The following is a 16,640-nucleotide window of genomic DNA, read 5'->3' as shown; positions in this document are numbered from 1 at the left end:
CTTTGAACTTTTGAAGCGTAAAGCGCACTAAGCCAGTATAAAAAATAGCGGCTTAATAAGCTTGCAGTTGACTAAGTTGCCTGCATACTCAGTTAAATTAAGCCAAACATCTCTTAAAAAAATCACTTTAATAATAAACATGACCCAACCCTTACTTTCAAGAACGCCAGTATTGAATGGCAGTGATGCCGTAGCTACGCGCAAAGAATTTCTGGAGTATTTTCTTTCTACGTTCAATCGCTATGAGCAATTATTTGAAACCTTAGTTAATGAAGATTCTTACCAAACTAAGTCCATCGCGTTACGTCACCCACTGATTTTCTATTTTGGACACACCGCGACTTTTTACCTGAATAAATTGTTGTTAGCTGGTTTGTTGAAGGAGCGGGTAAATCCAAAGCTTGAAGCAATGTTCGCTGTAGGTGTGGATGAAATGAGTTGGGATGACTTGAACGATGCCAACTATGATTGGCCAACTTCTGCAGAGGTTAAGTATTACCGTCATCAAGTGCGTGATGCAGTGGAAGCGCTCATTCAAACTGCGCCGCTTACTTTGCCCATTGATTGGAATCATCCGTGGTGGATTATTATCATGGGTATAGAGCATGAGCGTATTCATCTTGAAACCTCGTCAGTATTGATTCGCCAGCAAGCGCTTGAATTAGTGCAACCACATGCGGCTTGGCAAGCTTGCACGCGCTCGGGTGAGGCTCCACAAAACGATTTGGTTTCAATTCCTGCAGGTAAAGTATCTCTAGATAAAAAAGAGAATGCCGCTGAATATGGCTGGGATAACGAGTATGGCTTGCACGAGGCGGATGTTGCAGCGTTTCAAGCAAGTCGGTATTTGGTAAGTAATGCTGAGTTTTTAGAGTTTGTGACTGCAGGTGGGTATACGCAAGATACGCTTTGGGCTGAAGAGGGCTTAAAGTGGAGGCACTATACGGCAGCCACTCATCCAACCTTTTGGGTTCGTAAAGGCGATGCATGGTGGTTGCGTTTGATGACCGAAGAAGTGCCGATGCCTTGGGATTGGCCTGTAGAAGTTAACTATCACGAAGCTAAAGCATTTTGTAATTGGAAAGCTCAGAAATCAGGCCAGAAGGTACGATTGCCTAGTGAAGATGAATGGTATCTTTTGTATGACTTTGCAGGCGTTGCTGAAGTGGCCGTTGATAAAGCCGCTAATTCAAATATACATTTAGACTATGCTGCGTCGCCTTGTCCCGTCACGGAGTTTCGTCATGGTGAGCTTTTTGATGTGACTGGTAATGTGTGGCAGTGGACTGAAACGCCTATCTATCCATTCAGTGGCTTTAAAGTACATCCTTTGTATGATGACTTCACGACGCCGACCTTTGATGGTCGGCACAATTTGATTAAAGGTGGTTCATGGATTTCTTGTGGCAATGAGGCCTTATATAGTGCGCGTTATGCATTTCGACGCCACTTTTTTCAGCATGCTGGCTTCCGTTATGTAGTGGCCGATGAGTTAGCCAGTATGCCAGGCTCACATTACGAAACTGATAAGTTGATTTCAGAGTATGCAGAGTTTCATTATGGCGATAGCTTTTTTGGCGTGGAGAACTTTACCAAAAGCCTAGCTGATGTTGCGATTAGCGCGATGAAAGATAAACCCGCGCGCAAAGCCTTAGATTTGGGTTGTGCTTCAGGGCGAGCAACATTTGAGCTGGCGCGACATTTTGAACATGTCGCGGGGGTTGATTTTTCAGTGCGCCTGATAGAATCTGGTGTGCAAATGGCTGAAACAGGCGAGTTGCACTATACCTTGGTCGATGAAGGTCAATTGGTTACTTACAAGACGCGCACGCTAGCAAGCTTAGGGCTGGATAACTTAAAAGGCAAAGTAGAGTTCTCGCAAGGCGATGCTTGTAACCTCAAACCAATATTGACCAACTATGATTTGATATTGGCGGCTAACTTGATTGATCGCTTATATAGTCCCAAAAAATTCCTTTCGCATGTGCATGAGCGCTTGAATATTGGTGGTATTTTGCTCATTGCTTCACCCTATACTTGGTTGGAAGAACATACCAAGCGCGAGGAGTGGATAGGCGGCTTTAAACAGAACGCTGAGAATTTTACTACGCTTGATGGTTTGAAAGAGCAGCTCAGTGGACACTTCCGCTTAGTTGCGGAACCTGTTGATGTGCCTTTTGTGATTCGCGAAACTAAAAGAAAATTTCAGCATTCGCTTTCTGAAGTCACGCTTTGGGAGCGTATTTCTTGAGCGTTGATTTCGACAAAATCATAGTGCGAGATGGCACTGCATCAGTGAAGCTGGACGGACGTGCTGACTATTTTGGTACCACGGATATTTTGCCGTTATGGGTCGCTGATATGGATTTCCCCGCGCCAGAAGCAGTCACTAAAGCGCTGATACAACGTGCCGAACATCCAGTTTATGGCTATACTTTTTATCCAGAAAGTATGGTTGACGCGCTGATCACTTGGCTTAAAAAGCGCCATGGTTGGACGGTTGAGCGCGAGTGGGTTGTCATGGCGCCAGGAGTTGTAACTTCATTATTCGCAAGTGTGATGGCGTTCGCAGAAGAAGGTGAGGGTGTCATCGTGCAGCCGCCAGTGTATGCGCCGTTCTTTTCTGCGGTCACTGCCAATCAGCGTAGATTGATTGAAAACCCGTTGATACTAGTGGATGGTGTTTACCGTATAGACTTTGAACACTTAGAGCGTTGCGCGGCAGATGGCGCGAAAATGCTATTATTTTGCTCACCACACAACCCAGTAGGGAGAGTGTGGAGTAAGGCTGAGCTAGAGCAGCTATTAGCCATTACGCGCCGTTATGATATGACGATATTATCTGATGAGATTCATGCAGATTTAACTTATCCCAATGAGCAGCATACTACCTTGGCAACGCTAGCTAATGATAGCGATAAAATCATCACTGCTGTGGCACCTAGCAAAACGTTTAACATTCCAGGCCTTGGTTTATCTGCATTGATTGTACCCAACTCAGCACAGCGAGTCGCTTTAAAAAAAGTATTTGATAGCATGCATTTGAGTAATACCAATCCATTTAGCATTGCTGCATTTGAGGCCGCTTATCGTAGTGGTGAGTCTTGGCTTGATGCGTTGTTAATTTATCTGCGTGATAATCGTGATTTTGTACGTGATTATCTTGAAAAGAATATCCCTGCCATTCGTCTAATTCAGCCGCAGGGTACTTATTTGCTATGGTTAGATTGCAGAGGATTGAAAATGACAGATGCGCAACTCGAAGCATTCTTTGTTAAAGAAGCCAAAGTCGGGCTAAATGCAGGTAAGACTTTTGGTATGGGCGGTAGTGGCTTTATGCGACTCAATATTGCATCACCACGCAGTGTGATTGCAGAGGCGTTAAACCGTATTGCAACCACACTTAACACACACTAGTGCGAAAGCTATTTAAACACTTACCGAACTAGCGCGGCATTAGAAATGTTGATTTTTCTGAGATTTGTTCGTCTCGTCCAAGCGCTTCAATTTTAAACATGATTTTATGTGAGCCGCTGCTGACAGAGCCATCAGGTATTTGCAAGCTCATTGGCACCATGCGCTCACTCGCTGGGTTCACCATAAAGGCACTGCTCGAAGAGATAGATAAACCCTCTAAACCCTCGACCGAAACGCGGTAGGTTTGAGTATCTTCGGTAGCGTTGGTAATTTGTAAGCGGTAAACATTTTCAATAGCACCATCCGAAGTGATACGTGACATCACACCGCGATCTCGAATTACATCGACCATAAATGAGTTACGTAAACTGAGTGACACTACAAAGCCTATGCATAGCAATAACAATATGCCGCCATAGATTAAGACTCTAGGGCGTAAAATTTTATGGGCAACCTCATGCGTTACGCTAGCTTCAAGTGGGTTGTTTAGCGTCGCCTCACTTAGCGTTACTTCACTTAAACCTGCGCTATTTAATGTTGAGAATTTAATTAAACCACGCGGATAGTCCATTTTATCCATCACGCTATCACACGCATCAATACACAATCCGCAGCTTATACATTCATATTGCAAGCCATCGCGTATATCAATCCCTACGGGGCAAACCTGCACACAGAAGCTACAGTCTATGCAGTCACCTAAACCTTTTTCTTTTGCATCTACGCTGCGTGAACGGCCACTGCGTGGTTCACCACGCTTTTCATCGTAGGTGACGATTAAGGTATCTTTATCAAACATTACCCCTTGAAAACGCGCATAGGGGCACATATGCAAACAAACTTGTTCACGCAAGAAACCTGCGTTGCCATAGGTGGCTAATCCATAGAAACAAATCCAGAATGTTTCCCAAGGACCCAAGCTGAAATTAAATATTCCATCAAACAGATGCTGAATCGGTGTGAAATAGCCTAAAAAAGTAAAACCCGTCCAAATAGAAAAACTAATCCATACGACATGCTTAAGCCATTTTTTATAATGCGTTTTGACTCTAACTTTTTTGCTGTCTAGCTTGATACGCGTGGCGCGATCTCCCTCAATCTTGTACTCAATCCACAGGAATATCTTGGTGTAAACAGATTGCGGACACGAAAATCCACACCAAAGCCGCCCAGCTACGGTAGTAAATAGAAATAGAGCTAATGCGGAAATTATTAGAATAACGGCAAGGTAAATTAAATCTTGTGGGTAAAGTATTAATTTAAAAATATAGAATTTATGGGTATCAATATCTAACAAAACGGCTTGTCTGTGATCAAATGAAATCCATGGCGTGCCATAAAATATTAGCTGGGTAATCCACACCATAACCCATCGCCAATTAGTAAAGTAACCAGAAGTCGCTCTAGGGTAGATTTTATTTTGCAGGGCAAACATGGAGGTATCAGCCGCGATAGGGATTACTTTCTTTGGTGCTTTTTGACTAACAGTCATTTTTATATCTCACAGGCAATAAACTATTTTAATTTAGGGTATTTAATGGCTAACTTATGCGATTGCAATAAAACATTACCGCAATAAAACCGTGTACCTTCTGTATTCGACAAGTTTTATATTAAGCAAGTTTAGTGACAGCACAGAATAATGTATTGCAGTGAATTAAAACAGAAGCAGATAGCTAAATAAAAAGCATATCAGTTGATGTCACACATGCTTTGAGTACTTATAAAGAAGCTGACAGAGAGTTGCTTTGTCATGGCTTTACAGCATTAAATCCATGACTATTTTACCAAGGTTCTCTAAGGAAGACTCGATGTTTTCATCCCAAATGTGTCCATAGTTCAATCTAATGTAATCAGTAAATCCTCTTTGAGCTGAAAAGATTGGGCCAGGAGCGATGCTAATGCCATTTGTAAGTGCGGTACGATGAACATCCAGTGCATTTACACCATCAGGTAATTTTACCCATAAAAAGTAACCACCTTGTGGCTTGGTTAAGCGCGTGCCCTCTGGAAAGTATTTCTGAATCGCATCAATAAATTTAATTTGATTCACCAAAAGAGTATGACGTAGATTACGCAAATGCTTATCGTAACCGCCTTTTTGCAAGTATTTGGCTAAGGCAAGCTGAGCGGGTGCTGATGCCGACAATGTTGTGGTTAGTTTTAGACGTTCAATTATTTTAGAATATCTTCCAGGCGCCACCCAACCAACGCGATAGCCAGGTGCCAGACACTTTGAAAATGAAGAGCAGTGCATCACTAAACCATCAGTATCAAATGCCTTTGCAGGCATGGGGCGTTTATCTCCGAAATACAACTCACCATACACGTCGTCTTCAATCAACGGCACTTGATGTTGCGTTAACAATTCGACGAGGGCTTTCTTTTTCTCATTGCTTAGTAGGCTGCCCAGAGGGTTTTGAAAATTCGTCATCAGCCAGCATGCTTTAGGTTTGTGACGCGCCAACGCCCATTCCATTGCATTCAAATCTATCCCATCTTTTGGATGGCTAGGTACTTCTACAGCTTTCAGTCCAATGCGCTCAATGGATTGTAAGGCCGCATAGAACGTAGGCGATTCAATCAGCACAGTGTCACCTGGCCGCGTCACCGCCATCAGGCAAAGATTTAACGCTTCAAGTGCGCCGCTGGTAATCACAAGTTCATCAGATGGCACATGCAAGCCATCAATCATATAGCGTAAGGCAATCTGACGCCTCAGATCAGCATCGCCAGGACTTAAATTATCTAGGCTACGCCAAGGATCCATTGCTTGTATGCTAGAAGCCATGGTTCGCGCTAGATTACTTAAAGGAAACAATAACGGGCTAGGGAAGGCTGATCCAAGCGGAACTACTTTTTTCATTCTTGTGGATTCCAGCACTTCAAATACAAGTTCACTTACATCAACTTGAGTCAGTTCTTCATGTTTAACTATGACTGGCTCGGGTGATGCAGGAATTCCACCAGCACCACCTGTGACAAAATAGCCTGACCGCTCACGGGCGCTAATTAAGCCCCTTGCCTCTAGAAGGTAGTAGGCCTGAAACACGGTAGATGGGCTAATATTCCGACTTGAACTTGCTTGCCGAACAGAAGGAAGTTTGTCGCCTTTACAAAGTACTCCCTCCTGAATTGACAGGGCAATGGAATTAGCAAGTTGTTCGTAAAGTTTCATGTGGGAATGCGATGGGTCAAAATAAAGCAAAGGATGGCAATCAGCTCATTATGAACGGATTCTTCACTTTATAGGCCATAAAATTTGCCTGTAAGCTCGTAGTAATCTTATCAGTTTAACTTACTGAACTAAGCTCATGCCTATGAATGGCATTGGGTGTAGTGATTGGTTAGTAGACATTAAGCTGCTACCGATTTCTGCGGTATTCTAAAGCCAAGCTGACTAACTCATGAAGTTTGCGCACATCCATTTTCTTAAACACGCTTTTTAAATATTGCCTAACAGTTTCAGTACAAATTTCCATGACTTCGGCTACCTCTTGCACGCTTCGGCGTTCAGTGAGAAGTACTACACATTGGATTTCTCTTGGCGACATATTGAAGCCTTTTTTTAAGCGTTCCGCCCAACGTTCGTAGTTAAGTTCTAAATCTTTAATGATAATCAAGGCGCTATGGCCTTCGCGCCTTTCATCTAATTGTTTCTTTAATCGGCTTATGGATAAATAATAAGGTTTAGGCTGTTGATTGCGGTGTATGTAAAGGCCAACTGAAGTGTCTTGGGTAAGTTGTGCATCAATTGCAGTCTGTATGGCTTTTTGCAACCTTAGATTATCTGGTATTAAATCAGCTAACAAGCTGTTATCAACCACACTTAATCCGTTATTGGTTTCTAATAGCGTTTCAGCTGATTTGGAAGCAAACAACACTTCGCTGCGGCTAGAGACAATAATCACAGCTTGCCCAAGCTGATCAAAGCCTTGTTCTAAAATTTTGCTGTGCCAACTTTTTTCTAAGACTACGACTGACTGATTATCGAGCGTCATATTAGTTACTCCATGTCATTAGCTTTTAGATTTTCATTGTTATTATCGGATATTTCTTCTGTATTGCTGTTATCAGTCACTTGCTTAGGCTGAAACACAAATTGAATATCTACGTATCTTGGGTTTGCAGCGTCATCGTTTTTTAGATTAAAGCTTTCTGAATCAAGGTTCTCTACTAGAGCTGGAATATTCTTTTTTGATAATAATGCCTCTTGCGATTGACTATAAACGCCAATAATTTTGGCATCTGTATTTTTAATTAAGCTCCAGTTTTGTTGATGGTTTAAAGGGTCGCCATATAATTTTCGCAAATGCCGTACTGGCGAAATAAAGCGGCTGTCTAATAACAACTCTTCTAACTTAGTCGGTAGTGTCTTAATGCCATTGGGTGATTGCTGGTAATAGCTTTCTATGGCGCGCTGGTATTGATTGCCAATAAATAGCCAGTCTTGTTCTTTCTCCCTTTTAATTTGAGTATCTTCATTTTGCGCGACTACTGCCATGCTCACTGAGATGGCAGCCACTAAAAAAAGTACGCCTATATAAGCAAACCCCTCATGATGAATAGTGTTTACCATGTGTTGTAGGCCTCGCCATTGCGCGCATTTTTATTTGCACCGCTTGCTACATCATATACTCGGTTGCTATTGTCGGGTGGCGAAGTCACTTGCCAGGTATCACTTGTTTCGGTAATGGGGTCAACTGGTATGAATCGCAAATAACGTTCTGATACCAGTGTTTGTAAGTTGGCTGGGTAGTCACCTTTATCTGAATGATAGTGATCTATCGCCTCGCGCATTTCTTTTAGATTTTGTTTTAATGCGGTTTCTTTACTACGTTCTAAACCATCAAAATAACGTGGCATGGCGATTGAGATAATACTTGCAATTATTGCCATCACCACCATCAACTCTATGAAAGTGAAGCCCTTGGCATTACTTTTGAAGAATGGTTTACCACTGTGCATAAGCGATTCCATTTAAACCGACAACGCTGCTCAGTGAGTAAATATCGTAAACATCATCTCCTTCGCGTGGGTTTTCAGCATCGCTGGTATAACTGCGCTTACCCCAAGTGTCTGCTGGCATAATTTCATCGTTGGATGGTAGAGGCTGACTTTTTGGATACATTGGATCAGCTGGCAGCCTTCTTAAAAAACGTAACTTCTTCTTTTGTGGGTCGGTAATATCTTCCACACCGATGACTAAATCTTCTAAATGATGCGGGTAGCCGCTGTCACCTATCGATTTTTTCACCTTACCTTGGTCTGATGCAGCCTTATATTCATCTATTGCAATGCGTATTTCACGTAAATTCTGTTTTAGCTCCAGCTCCTTCTTTCGTTGGATATTTTTTTCAAGATAGGGCGTTGCAACAGCTGCTAGCAGCGCAAGTATCGCAATGACAAAAACCAGCTCAACATAAGAGAAGCCGTCTACTTTTCTAAACCCAGCTGTTTCTCTAGTCACGCTAGTCATTTCAAGCTTACTCCGTGGGCTTACTAATAGGGGCAGATTTTTGATCATCGTTCAACCCACCACCAAGTGAGAATCCTGGCGGCAAAGCTAGGTTGATATTCTTAGGTGTATCATCACGGCTCGCAGGAGCCGCCGCTGGGGGTGGTTTTGGCACCATAAATGGTGCTACGCCATCAGCAAAAGCTGGCGAAGGCGAATGACGGCCTACTTGACCTTCTGAGCCCGTCCAAATCTCCGCTTCGTGTGCTTGTTGCCGTATGCGTTGACGAATGATATGTGGTGTGATTGATAAGACAATTTCCGTTTTAACTTTGTCGTCAGTTTGAGTCGAAAATAATTTTCCTAGTAATGGAATCTTAGATAAGCCAGGTATACCACTCACGTTTTTGCGATCTTGGTCATCGATTAAGCCTGCCAAAATTTGCGTTTCACCATCGTGAAGACGCAACTGAGTGGTGGCTAACCGAGTACCCACTCTAAAGGCAATGCTTTGGCTAGCACCAGAAGAGGCGACGACTTTATCGCCAATTGAGCCAACATTGAGGTTGATTTTAATAGTGACATCATCTGCGGCACTAATGGTTGGTTCTACTTCCAGTTTTAAACCTGCATCAATATATTGCACTGTTTGTGATGTTACGCCCGTGGAAGCCACGTTAGCGGTGAAAACGGGCACTTTTTCACCTATATGTATTCTTGCAGTATCTTTATTTTTAACTCGAATTTTTGGGTTGGCCAGTAAATTAACATCTCCGCTGGTGGCATCAAACACTAAGCCAGGTATACCATTCACGACTAAAGAGTTACCCGATACACGTAAATCTTTAACGGTCAATATGCCAGAAGATGGCACTGGTACGCTGATGCCAGTGATGGGATTAACGCCTAGATTTTGTAAGTAACTACGTTTAACTTCCATAACTTGCAGCTCAAGCATGACTTCAGGGTCTGGTTTATCTTGGGCGTAAATAATCTTTTCGGCGAGCGCTAAAATCTCAGGAGAATCTTTGATTAATAGGGTATTTAGTCTGGGGTCAATTTCCATGTTGCGCATATTGAGCATGGTGCGCAAAATAGTACTCATTTGTTTGGCGTCGGCATAATCTAGCGTAAAGCTGCGCACACTTAAATCTTTGTAATCGCGTTGGTGCAATATGTCATTCACGTAAATTATGACGGAGTTCTCACTTAATACTTTTTTCTCAAGCTGGTTGGTTTCCAGCAATAAATCTAGTGCATCGCCAAAGGGCACGGCTTTCAAGAAAATAGTGGCATTTTGGTCGCTAGGTACATCTTTATCGAGTATGAAATTGATTTTAGTGGTCTTGGAAAGTGATTCAAAAATCATTTTAAGATTCACATCTCTAAATTCCATCGTAATCGGCTGATTAAAGCTTAATTTTTTGCTTGTTTTAGCTTTATTAGCTTCAGCTTGCTTGGCAAGTAAAGTGTTATAAAGCGGCAAAGCTTTTTTGTGCTGCGGATTTTCTAGCAGTACTTGCCGTAACTTATCCAGCGCGAGCTCATCACTAGCCTCATTTTTGTTCATTAAGTTAACCGCTTCAGCAATCATCGCATCATGCTTTTTAGCGGTTTCTATCATGATTAAACCTTGTATAGCACGCAAATTTCCAGGGTCATATTGTGCTAATGATTCATAAATTCTCGCTAATGCCTCGTAGTCATCACGCTGCCAAACTTCATTCTCATCAGCCATCAAGGCATTGATTTTTTGTTCACGTTCGGCAATATTCGCTAATTTCTCTGGCACTTGAGCGGCATGAGTCGGGCTTTGTAAGCGGCTATCTACATGTGCATCTGCCTTAAGTTTAGGCACGGGGGTTTGGCAGGCAGTAAACTGCAAAATAAGTAAGTACAAGCCTATTCTTTTTAATCTTGTATTTTTCATGGCTATATTTTTCACCTTAAATTTCCCACCTAAATTTCCCATCTTCGACTTTCTTAACTTCCTGTTTGTGCGCTTAATATTTGTATTTGATTCAGTGGTAAATATAAAAACTGAATTTCTAGCGCCCCTGCGTTTTCTTGTATGGCTTGCACTCGATATTGCCCTAAAAGCAAATCACCTTGCTGAATTGGCGTCACTTCACCTTGAACATTCAACATTACGCCACTGTCAGTGCCAACAAACATGCGACCTAAATACTTGAAAGGGAGCGCTGGTGCGACTGGTTTAGGCGCTTTAAATACAGTATTACTGGTTTGAGGTAATACTTTTACTGGTGTGGAAAAAAGATTTTCAGTGCTATCAGGTAAATTTCTAGTTTTTAATACGAGCTCAGTATCATGGCTTACAATTTTTTGAGTATCTGTTTGTACAGTGTTTAACACGCGTGTTGGTTGTGATATTTCTATCGATTGCTCATGTTTACGGCTTTGCCATGTGAGCCACAGCGTTACAAGTAAAGCTGAAGTTAAAATTAGATTCCGTTTCGTTAACATGGATTATGTTCGCTTAAAATAGAACGTTAACTGAATGCGCGCTTCTACGGCTTCTTCTAGCACACTGGTGCGACTTAGGTTAAGTGATTCAATCGCGACAAAGGGCATTTTTTTAAGCACAGTACTTAAAAAAAGATGAATTTCAGCATACGAGGCTAGCACGCTAAGTTCAACTTGATAGCGGTTTAACGGCTGCTGAACATTACTTTCTGTTTTATAAGTAACTTCATTCAGTAGTAATTGCTGTTGCTTTGCAATGGCGACTAACTCATTCAGTTTGCTCGCGCGCGTAGTTAAACTTGGAAAAGTATTGATGTAGTCATTCACTTCTACGTCTGGAGCTGCTTTAAGCACAGAAGGGCGAAGATGTTCAGTTGCATCTTGCTGCAAACTGGCTAGCTTGTGAGTGAGTGGTAGATAAGTGAAAAAGTAAGCCAGTAAAGTGATAAGTATGAAAAATAAACCCACTTTGCTCAGCAAGCTTAATGATTCGAAAGCTCTGAATAGCCGCCATTTTGTTTGGGAGATGAGTGCTGCAGTGTTCATACGCGCCACCCTAAATTAACCTCAAACACATATAGCAGTTTGGCTTGGTCATCTTCTAAATGCTGGCTAACTAATACCGCATCATTGAAGCTGCTATTGGTGCGCAGGGCATCTAAGAAATTCGTGAGGTCAGAAAAGTCTGAGGTTTGACCTGTGAGCTTAATTTCTGCGCGATTTTTGTTAGGACTAATACTTAAAATGGCAATGTGAGGGTTCGCAGTTTTGACAGTTTCTAGTGCTTTTAACATTTGCATCCACGGTAAATCGAGTTGCTGCTGTGTCAGCTGAGCGAGCTTCAATTTGTCTTGCATGGCTGGAGACGCGTCCAAGTGATGTTTGGCTGCAACTTCGGATTGAGTTTTGTTCTCTGACAGTTCGATTTGTTGATTTATTTTTTTACTGGTAACTTGGTATTGCGCATATAACAAAGTCATAGCCAGCAAAGCAATTGCGAGTAGCCCCCAAGTCCAGGCGGTATTGTTTAACTGCGTATTTTCAGCGAAATCCAAGTTTATGTTTGGCGATTTTTTATTCAATGGCAACTCCGCCATCCATAAGGCGTGAGCTTGCGTTGAATTGCTTCTAAGTACGGTCTTTTGTAACTTGTTGTCGGTATGCTTCCAGACTTTGTGCAAGGCTGCGGAAACATAGTTATTCACTTTGCTCGGCTGTTCGTTTGTTGCTACTTGTAATAAATTGCGGTTAATCAGCTGTTCTGCATGCTGATATTCAAGACCTGTAGGTGGAGAGTCTATTGCTATTTGCTGCCATTCTGATTTGTATGCGCGGCATAGCATAATGCGTTCAGGTTCGGCAATGAGTGTCCAATCACGTTGCGGTTCTGCTGTGGTATTGAGTAAAGTCATCAACAATGGTTGAATGGAAGTGATTGTGAAACTTAGTGTTTTTGCGCTAGCTTCAAGTTGCGCAAAAAGACTTTCATCCATGGCTGCGGCGATGATGGTTTGCCCATAATTGCCAAAACTGACAGAGACTTTCCATGCATCAGCCGCTGCCCCATATTGTTTGCGAAATTCATGTTGCGCAATCGACTGCCAATCATTTTTAGCAAACACCTCATTTTGCCAAGGTAGCACCAAGTAACGAATCAATGTATTTGAAAGTCGCACCTGCATTTGCTGGTGTTTTAGTGATGATTGATGAGCAATGAGTATTTCTGCCAGTTGATCGGTATTAAGTGGTGCAACATTTGCCAAAGTGAATTGACTGTCTGTGAGCAGTTGAGATTGACCATCAGCATGCTTAAAAGCAATGCCATGATTGCTAATCGCTAACGTACTTTGCTTAGACCATGGGAGCAACACGCAGCACCTCCTCTAAGGTAGTCTCGCCTCGGTAAGCCATTTCTAAAGCAGCATAGTGTAAAAAACGCGTACCTTTTATTACCGCCAGCTCTTTAATTTGTCTGATCGAGGCGCGATTTGCAATCAGCTCTCTTAGCTCATCGTCTAACAGTAAAATTTCAGCGACCGCTCGACGGCCTTTATAGCCTGTGCCGCGACAAGCGCCGCAACCTTTACCTCGTTTTAGGGTTGCGTTGGTGGGAATGCTCAAATGTTGCATTTTTGTTGGTAATGTTGAGGGTTCTAGGCTGATGGATTCTGCACAATGTTGGCAAACTGAGCGTAACAGGCGTTGAGCAACGACGATATTGAGCGCCGATACAAAGCTATATGGGTCAACCCCCATATTTAAAAAACGACCGATCACGTCAAAAGCATTATTGGCATGCACGGTGGTAAATACCAAATGCCCAGTGAGTGCGGATTGCACAGCGATTTGTGCGGTTTCAGCATCGCGAATCTCGCCCACCATAATGCGGTCAGGGTCGTGCCGTAAAATTGAGCGCAAGCCGCGTGCGAAGGTCAGCCCTTTTTTCTCATTCACAGGAATCTGCAAAACGCCTGCCAGTTGATATTCAACAGGATCTTCAATGGTGACGATTTTGTCATCGCCATGATTGATTTCACTAATGGCGGCATACAGCGTGGTGGTTTTCCCGCTGCCAGTCGGGCCTGTGACCAACACCATTCCATAGGGCAGGGTGAATTGCTCGCGCATGGTTTGCATGCTGGCGGCATCAAAACCTAGTACGTCTAGACGTAAGCCACTGGCTTGGTCAGCCAGGGTTTGCTTGTCTAGCACGCGAATGACGACATCTTCACCGTGAATACTGGGCATAACTGATACCCTAAAATCCACATCACGGCCACGATACACAGAGCGAAAGCGGCCATCTTGCGGTACGCGCTGTTCGGTAATGTCTAGCTCCGAAATGACTTTGATGCGCGAAATGACTTGTTCTGCTAGTTTAGGGTCGCTGATTGCGCCGACTTGGCTCAACACGCCATCTAGACGATATTTAATCACTAAGCCCGTTGGCGCAGTTTCTAGGTGAATATCACTGGCCTCTGCTTTTAAGGCATCGTAAAGAGTGGAGCGTACTAACTTAATGACGGGGCTGGCGTCACCCTCAATCATATTGAGCGACAACTCCTCGGTAGTATCGGCTTCATTTTTTGTATGCGCAACATGACCTATGGCGGTTTGTACCGTGCGTGTATCTTCTTCTTGTTTAGCAAGGTAAGCCGCAATATCTGCATGATGTGCCAAGCAGGTATTAAACGTACCGCCAATCCGCTCTGCTGCCCATGTCTGCAAGCGCTGGTTGTAAATATCAGCAAAGACAAAAATGCTAACGTTGTTGTCATGCAACGAAGCATCATGTAGTAATACACATTCATTTTGTAAAGATTCTGAAAATGAAATGCGATCAAAAGCAGGTTGCAGCGCTAGCATTTGCGTCAGCGTGAGATAGGGATAAGCAAATGTATCGGCTAATTGCTGCGTGAATGCTTCTGGCGATAATTGGCTGTTTTCTTGTAGCACTTCAATAGCACGTTGCCCGCTAACTTTTGCAGCCTGAGCGGCTTGCAACAGAATTTCATTTAAATTGTGTGTATTTTGGATCATTCGATGCCACTCGCAAGTTCAAAAATTGGCATATACATCATTAATACAATGCCACCAATTAAGAGTCCAATCAGTGCCATTAATGTGGGTTCAAATATCTTAGTAAATCGGTCTACCCACCGAATCATTTCCTCTTCATGAAAACTTGCTGCGCGTTCCATCATTTTATCTAAAGTGCCTGTTTTTTCGCCTACATTGAATAGCCGCATGGCTACTGGGGTGGTGAGTTCAGACTCAGATAAAGCTTGAGAAAACTGTTGTCCTTCGGTAATGAGTTTTTTGGCTTTTTGTAAATTGGTTTTTAAGCCTGCGCCAAGTAAACTTTCTACCATGGCTAAGCCATTCATCACCGGAATGCCACTTTTTAGCAGCATGGAAAACGTACGGTAAAATCTTGCTAAGTGATATACCCGCACCTTATTGCCTAAAAGTGGGATTTTCCATAAAGCATCGTAAAGTTTGGCGCGTATTTCTGGGCGAGAAATCATGATAATCAGTGCGACAATCATTGCGACTAATAATCCTAAAATAATATAACCATAGTGTTGCGAGAACTCGCCAACCTTCAACAAAAATTTGGTGCTAGTGGAAATGTTGGCTACTTGCGTTGCATAAATTTTACTAAACTTTGGAATGACAAATACGACTAAAAATACCAATACAAGTAAGCCGAAACTCGTCACGATAGCTGGATAAACCGAGGCGCTGACAATACGCTTTTTGAGTAAATCGACATTTTCTAAATACTGGCTATAACGAAGCAAAGCCTCTGGTAAATCACCAGTGGTTTCAGCTGCGCTAATGGTGGCGATAAACAGGGTAGGGAATGCATTCACATTCAGCGACATGGCTTGCGATAAGGTTTTACCTTCTTGCACAGCAATAAGTAACTGTTGCAATACCAGCTTAATCGCTGAGTTATTTTCCTTATCGATAAGTGTTTGCAGCACATCCATGACAGATAAGCCTGCCTCGAACAACACGCGAAACTCTTGGCAAAATAAAATCAAAGGAAACTGGATACTTTTCTGACTGAGCGATTGCCGAATAATGGACAATGCAGATGACTTAATCTGTAATACAATCAGGCCTTGTTGTTCAGCCTTAATTCGCGCGTCTTCAATAGAGCTAGCATCAAGCTCAAACTGGTAGGGGGCATGACCTTCACGAATAACACGTAATTGATATTGCATGATGATGGCCTAGCTTAATCGCTAATATCTGCATTTTCATTAGTGCCACCAGCTCGACCATCCGCTCCGTAAGAGAACAGATCGAACTCGGATTTTTCACCTGGAATACGATAAATGTAAGGGTGATCCCAAGGGTCATTTGGAACGGCTTTTTGCAAATAAGGTCCTTGCCATTTGCTATTGCCCTGTGGCGCAGTCATTAATGCCTCTAAGCCAGCTTGTTGTTCTGGATAGCTTCCAGTATCTAAGCGGTAGACATCCAAGGCTTTTCTTAGTGAGTTAATTTGTGCTTTGGCGGTTTTTACTTCAGATTTACTTAATTGACCAAAGTAGCGAGGCCCAACATAACTCACTAATAAGCCAATAATCACCATGACCACTAAAAGCTCAAGCAGCGTGAAGCCTTTGTTAACGTGAAACCCCTTGCGATTATTTCGCATAAGAAAGCCTTTTTATCATCAAGCTAATATTTATTTTACTTGATTGATATATTGTTATTTTTTACAAACAAAAACCCCATTAGACTGGGGTTTTTATTGTTTTGCATA

At 42.7% G+C, this 16,640-nt stretch carries 15 protein-coding genes; 2 read left to right on the top strand and 13 right to left on the bottom strand.

The window, feature by feature from the left end:
- Positions 1 to 139 precede the first annotated feature (139 nt).
- Together ovoA and PSU78_RS11390 are read left to right on the top strand one after the other, a co-directional pair.
- A complete protein-coding gene (gene ovoA / locus PSU78_RS11395; RefSeq protein ID WP_300388076.1) occupies positions 140 to 2,251 on the top strand; it encodes a 5-histidylcysteine sulfoxide synthase in 2,112 nt (703 codons plus the stop codon).
- Positions 2,248 to 3,417, top strand: coding sequence for a MalY/PatB family protein (locus tag PSU78_RS11390; protein ID WP_300388074.1), 1,170 nt, complete (start codon positions 2,248 to 2,250; stop codon positions 3,415 to 3,417). The genes ovoA and PSU78_RS11390 overlap by 4 nt, the downstream gene beginning before the upstream one ends.
- Before the next feature lie 28 nt (positions 3,418 to 3,445).
- Here PSU78_RS11390 and ccoG read toward each other — a convergent pair whose 3' ends face one another.
- From ccoG to gspG, 13 genes are all read right to left on the bottom strand, one after another.
- Positions 3,446 to 4,909 carry a cytochrome c oxidase accessory protein CcoG gene (gene ccoG, locus PSU78_RS11385; RefSeq protein WP_300388072.1) on the bottom strand — a complete coding sequence of 488 codons (1,464 nt, stop codon included), beginning with the start codon at positions 4,907 to 4,909 and terminating at the stop codon, positions 3,446 to 3,448.
- A 267-nt stretch (positions 4,910 to 5,176) separates the two neighbouring features.
- On the bottom strand, positions 5,177 to 6,595 hold the full coding sequence (locus tag PSU78_RS11380; RefSeq protein ID WP_300388070.1) for a PLP-dependent aminotransferase family protein: 1,419 nt from the start codon (positions 6,593 to 6,595) through the stop codon (positions 5,177 to 5,179).
- A gap of 187 nt (positions 6,596 to 6,782) precedes the next feature.
- Entirely contained in the window at positions 6,783 to 7,418 is a 636-nt protein-coding gene (locus tag PSU78_RS11375) for a helix-turn-helix transcriptional regulator (protein ID WP_300388068.1), read from the bottom strand.
- Positions 7,419 to 7,423: 5 nt separating this feature from the next.
- Positions 7,424 to 7,996 (bottom strand): hypothetical protein, encoded by a 573-nt coding sequence (locus PSU78_RS11370; RefSeq protein ID WP_300388066.1) that lies wholly within the window; start codon positions 7,994 to 7,996, stop codon positions 7,424 to 7,426.
- Positions 7,990 to 8,385 (bottom strand): type II secretion system protein, encoded by a 396-nt coding sequence (locus PSU78_RS11365; protein ID WP_300388064.1) that lies wholly within the window; start codon positions 8,383 to 8,385, stop codon positions 7,990 to 7,992. The genes PSU78_RS11370 and PSU78_RS11365 overlap by 7 nt, the downstream gene beginning before the upstream one ends.
- Positions 8,372 to 8,896, bottom strand: coding sequence for a type II secretion system protein (locus PSU78_RS11360; RefSeq protein ID WP_300388062.1), 525 nt, complete (start codon positions 8,894 to 8,896; stop codon positions 8,372 to 8,374). The genes PSU78_RS11365 and PSU78_RS11360 overlap by 14 nt, the downstream gene beginning before the upstream one ends.
- 7 nt (positions 8,897 to 8,903) lie before the next feature.
- Entirely contained in the window at positions 8,904 to 10,805 is a 1,902-nt protein-coding gene (locus tag PSU78_RS11355) for a secretin N-terminal domain-containing protein (protein WP_300388060.1), read from the bottom strand.
- A 53-nt stretch (positions 10,806 to 10,858) separates the two neighbouring features.
- Positions 10,859 to 11,359, bottom strand: coding sequence for a hypothetical protein (locus tag PSU78_RS11350; RefSeq protein WP_300388059.1), 501 nt, complete (start codon positions 11,357 to 11,359; stop codon positions 10,859 to 10,861).
- 3 nt (positions 11,360 to 11,362) lie between these two features.
- On the bottom strand, positions 11,363 to 11,905 hold the full coding sequence (locus PSU78_RS11345; RefSeq protein WP_300388057.1) for a hypothetical protein: 543 nt from the start codon (positions 11,903 to 11,905) through the stop codon (positions 11,363 to 11,365).
- Positions 11,902 to 13,230, bottom strand: coding sequence for a hypothetical protein (locus PSU78_RS11340; RefSeq protein WP_300388055.1), 1,329 nt, complete (start codon positions 13,228 to 13,230; stop codon positions 11,902 to 11,904). Before PSU78_RS11340 ends, PSU78_RS11345 begins: the two co-directional genes overlap by 4 nt.
- Positions 13,211 to 14,899, bottom strand: coding sequence for a GspE/PulE family protein (locus PSU78_RS11335; protein ID WP_300388054.1), 1,689 nt, complete (start codon positions 14,897 to 14,899; stop codon positions 13,211 to 13,213). The genes PSU78_RS11340 and PSU78_RS11335 overlap by 20 nt, the downstream gene beginning before the upstream one ends.
- Positions 14,896 to 16,092: a type II secretion system F family protein gene (locus PSU78_RS11330; protein WP_300388053.1), complete on the bottom strand. Its 1,197-nt coding sequence runs from the start codon at positions 16,090 to 16,092 to the stop codon at positions 14,896 to 14,898. The genes PSU78_RS11335 and PSU78_RS11330 overlap by 4 nt, the downstream gene beginning before the upstream one ends.
- 14 nt (positions 16,093 to 16,106) lie before the next feature.
- A complete protein-coding gene (gene gspG / locus PSU78_RS11325; RefSeq protein WP_300388052.1) occupies positions 16,107 to 16,532 on the bottom strand; it encodes a type II secretion system major pseudopilin GspG in 426 nt (141 codons plus the stop codon).
- Positions 16,533 to 16,640 lie beyond the last annotated feature (108 nt).

It is taken from the genome of Methylotenera sp. (assembly GCF_029945705.1).
Taxonomy (GTDB): domain Bacteria; phylum Pseudomonadota; class Gammaproteobacteria; order Burkholderiales; family Methylophilaceae; genus Methylotenera.
The sequence above is the reverse complement of the archived record's forward strand: the minus strand, read 5'-3'. Positions and strand labels throughout refer to the sequence as shown.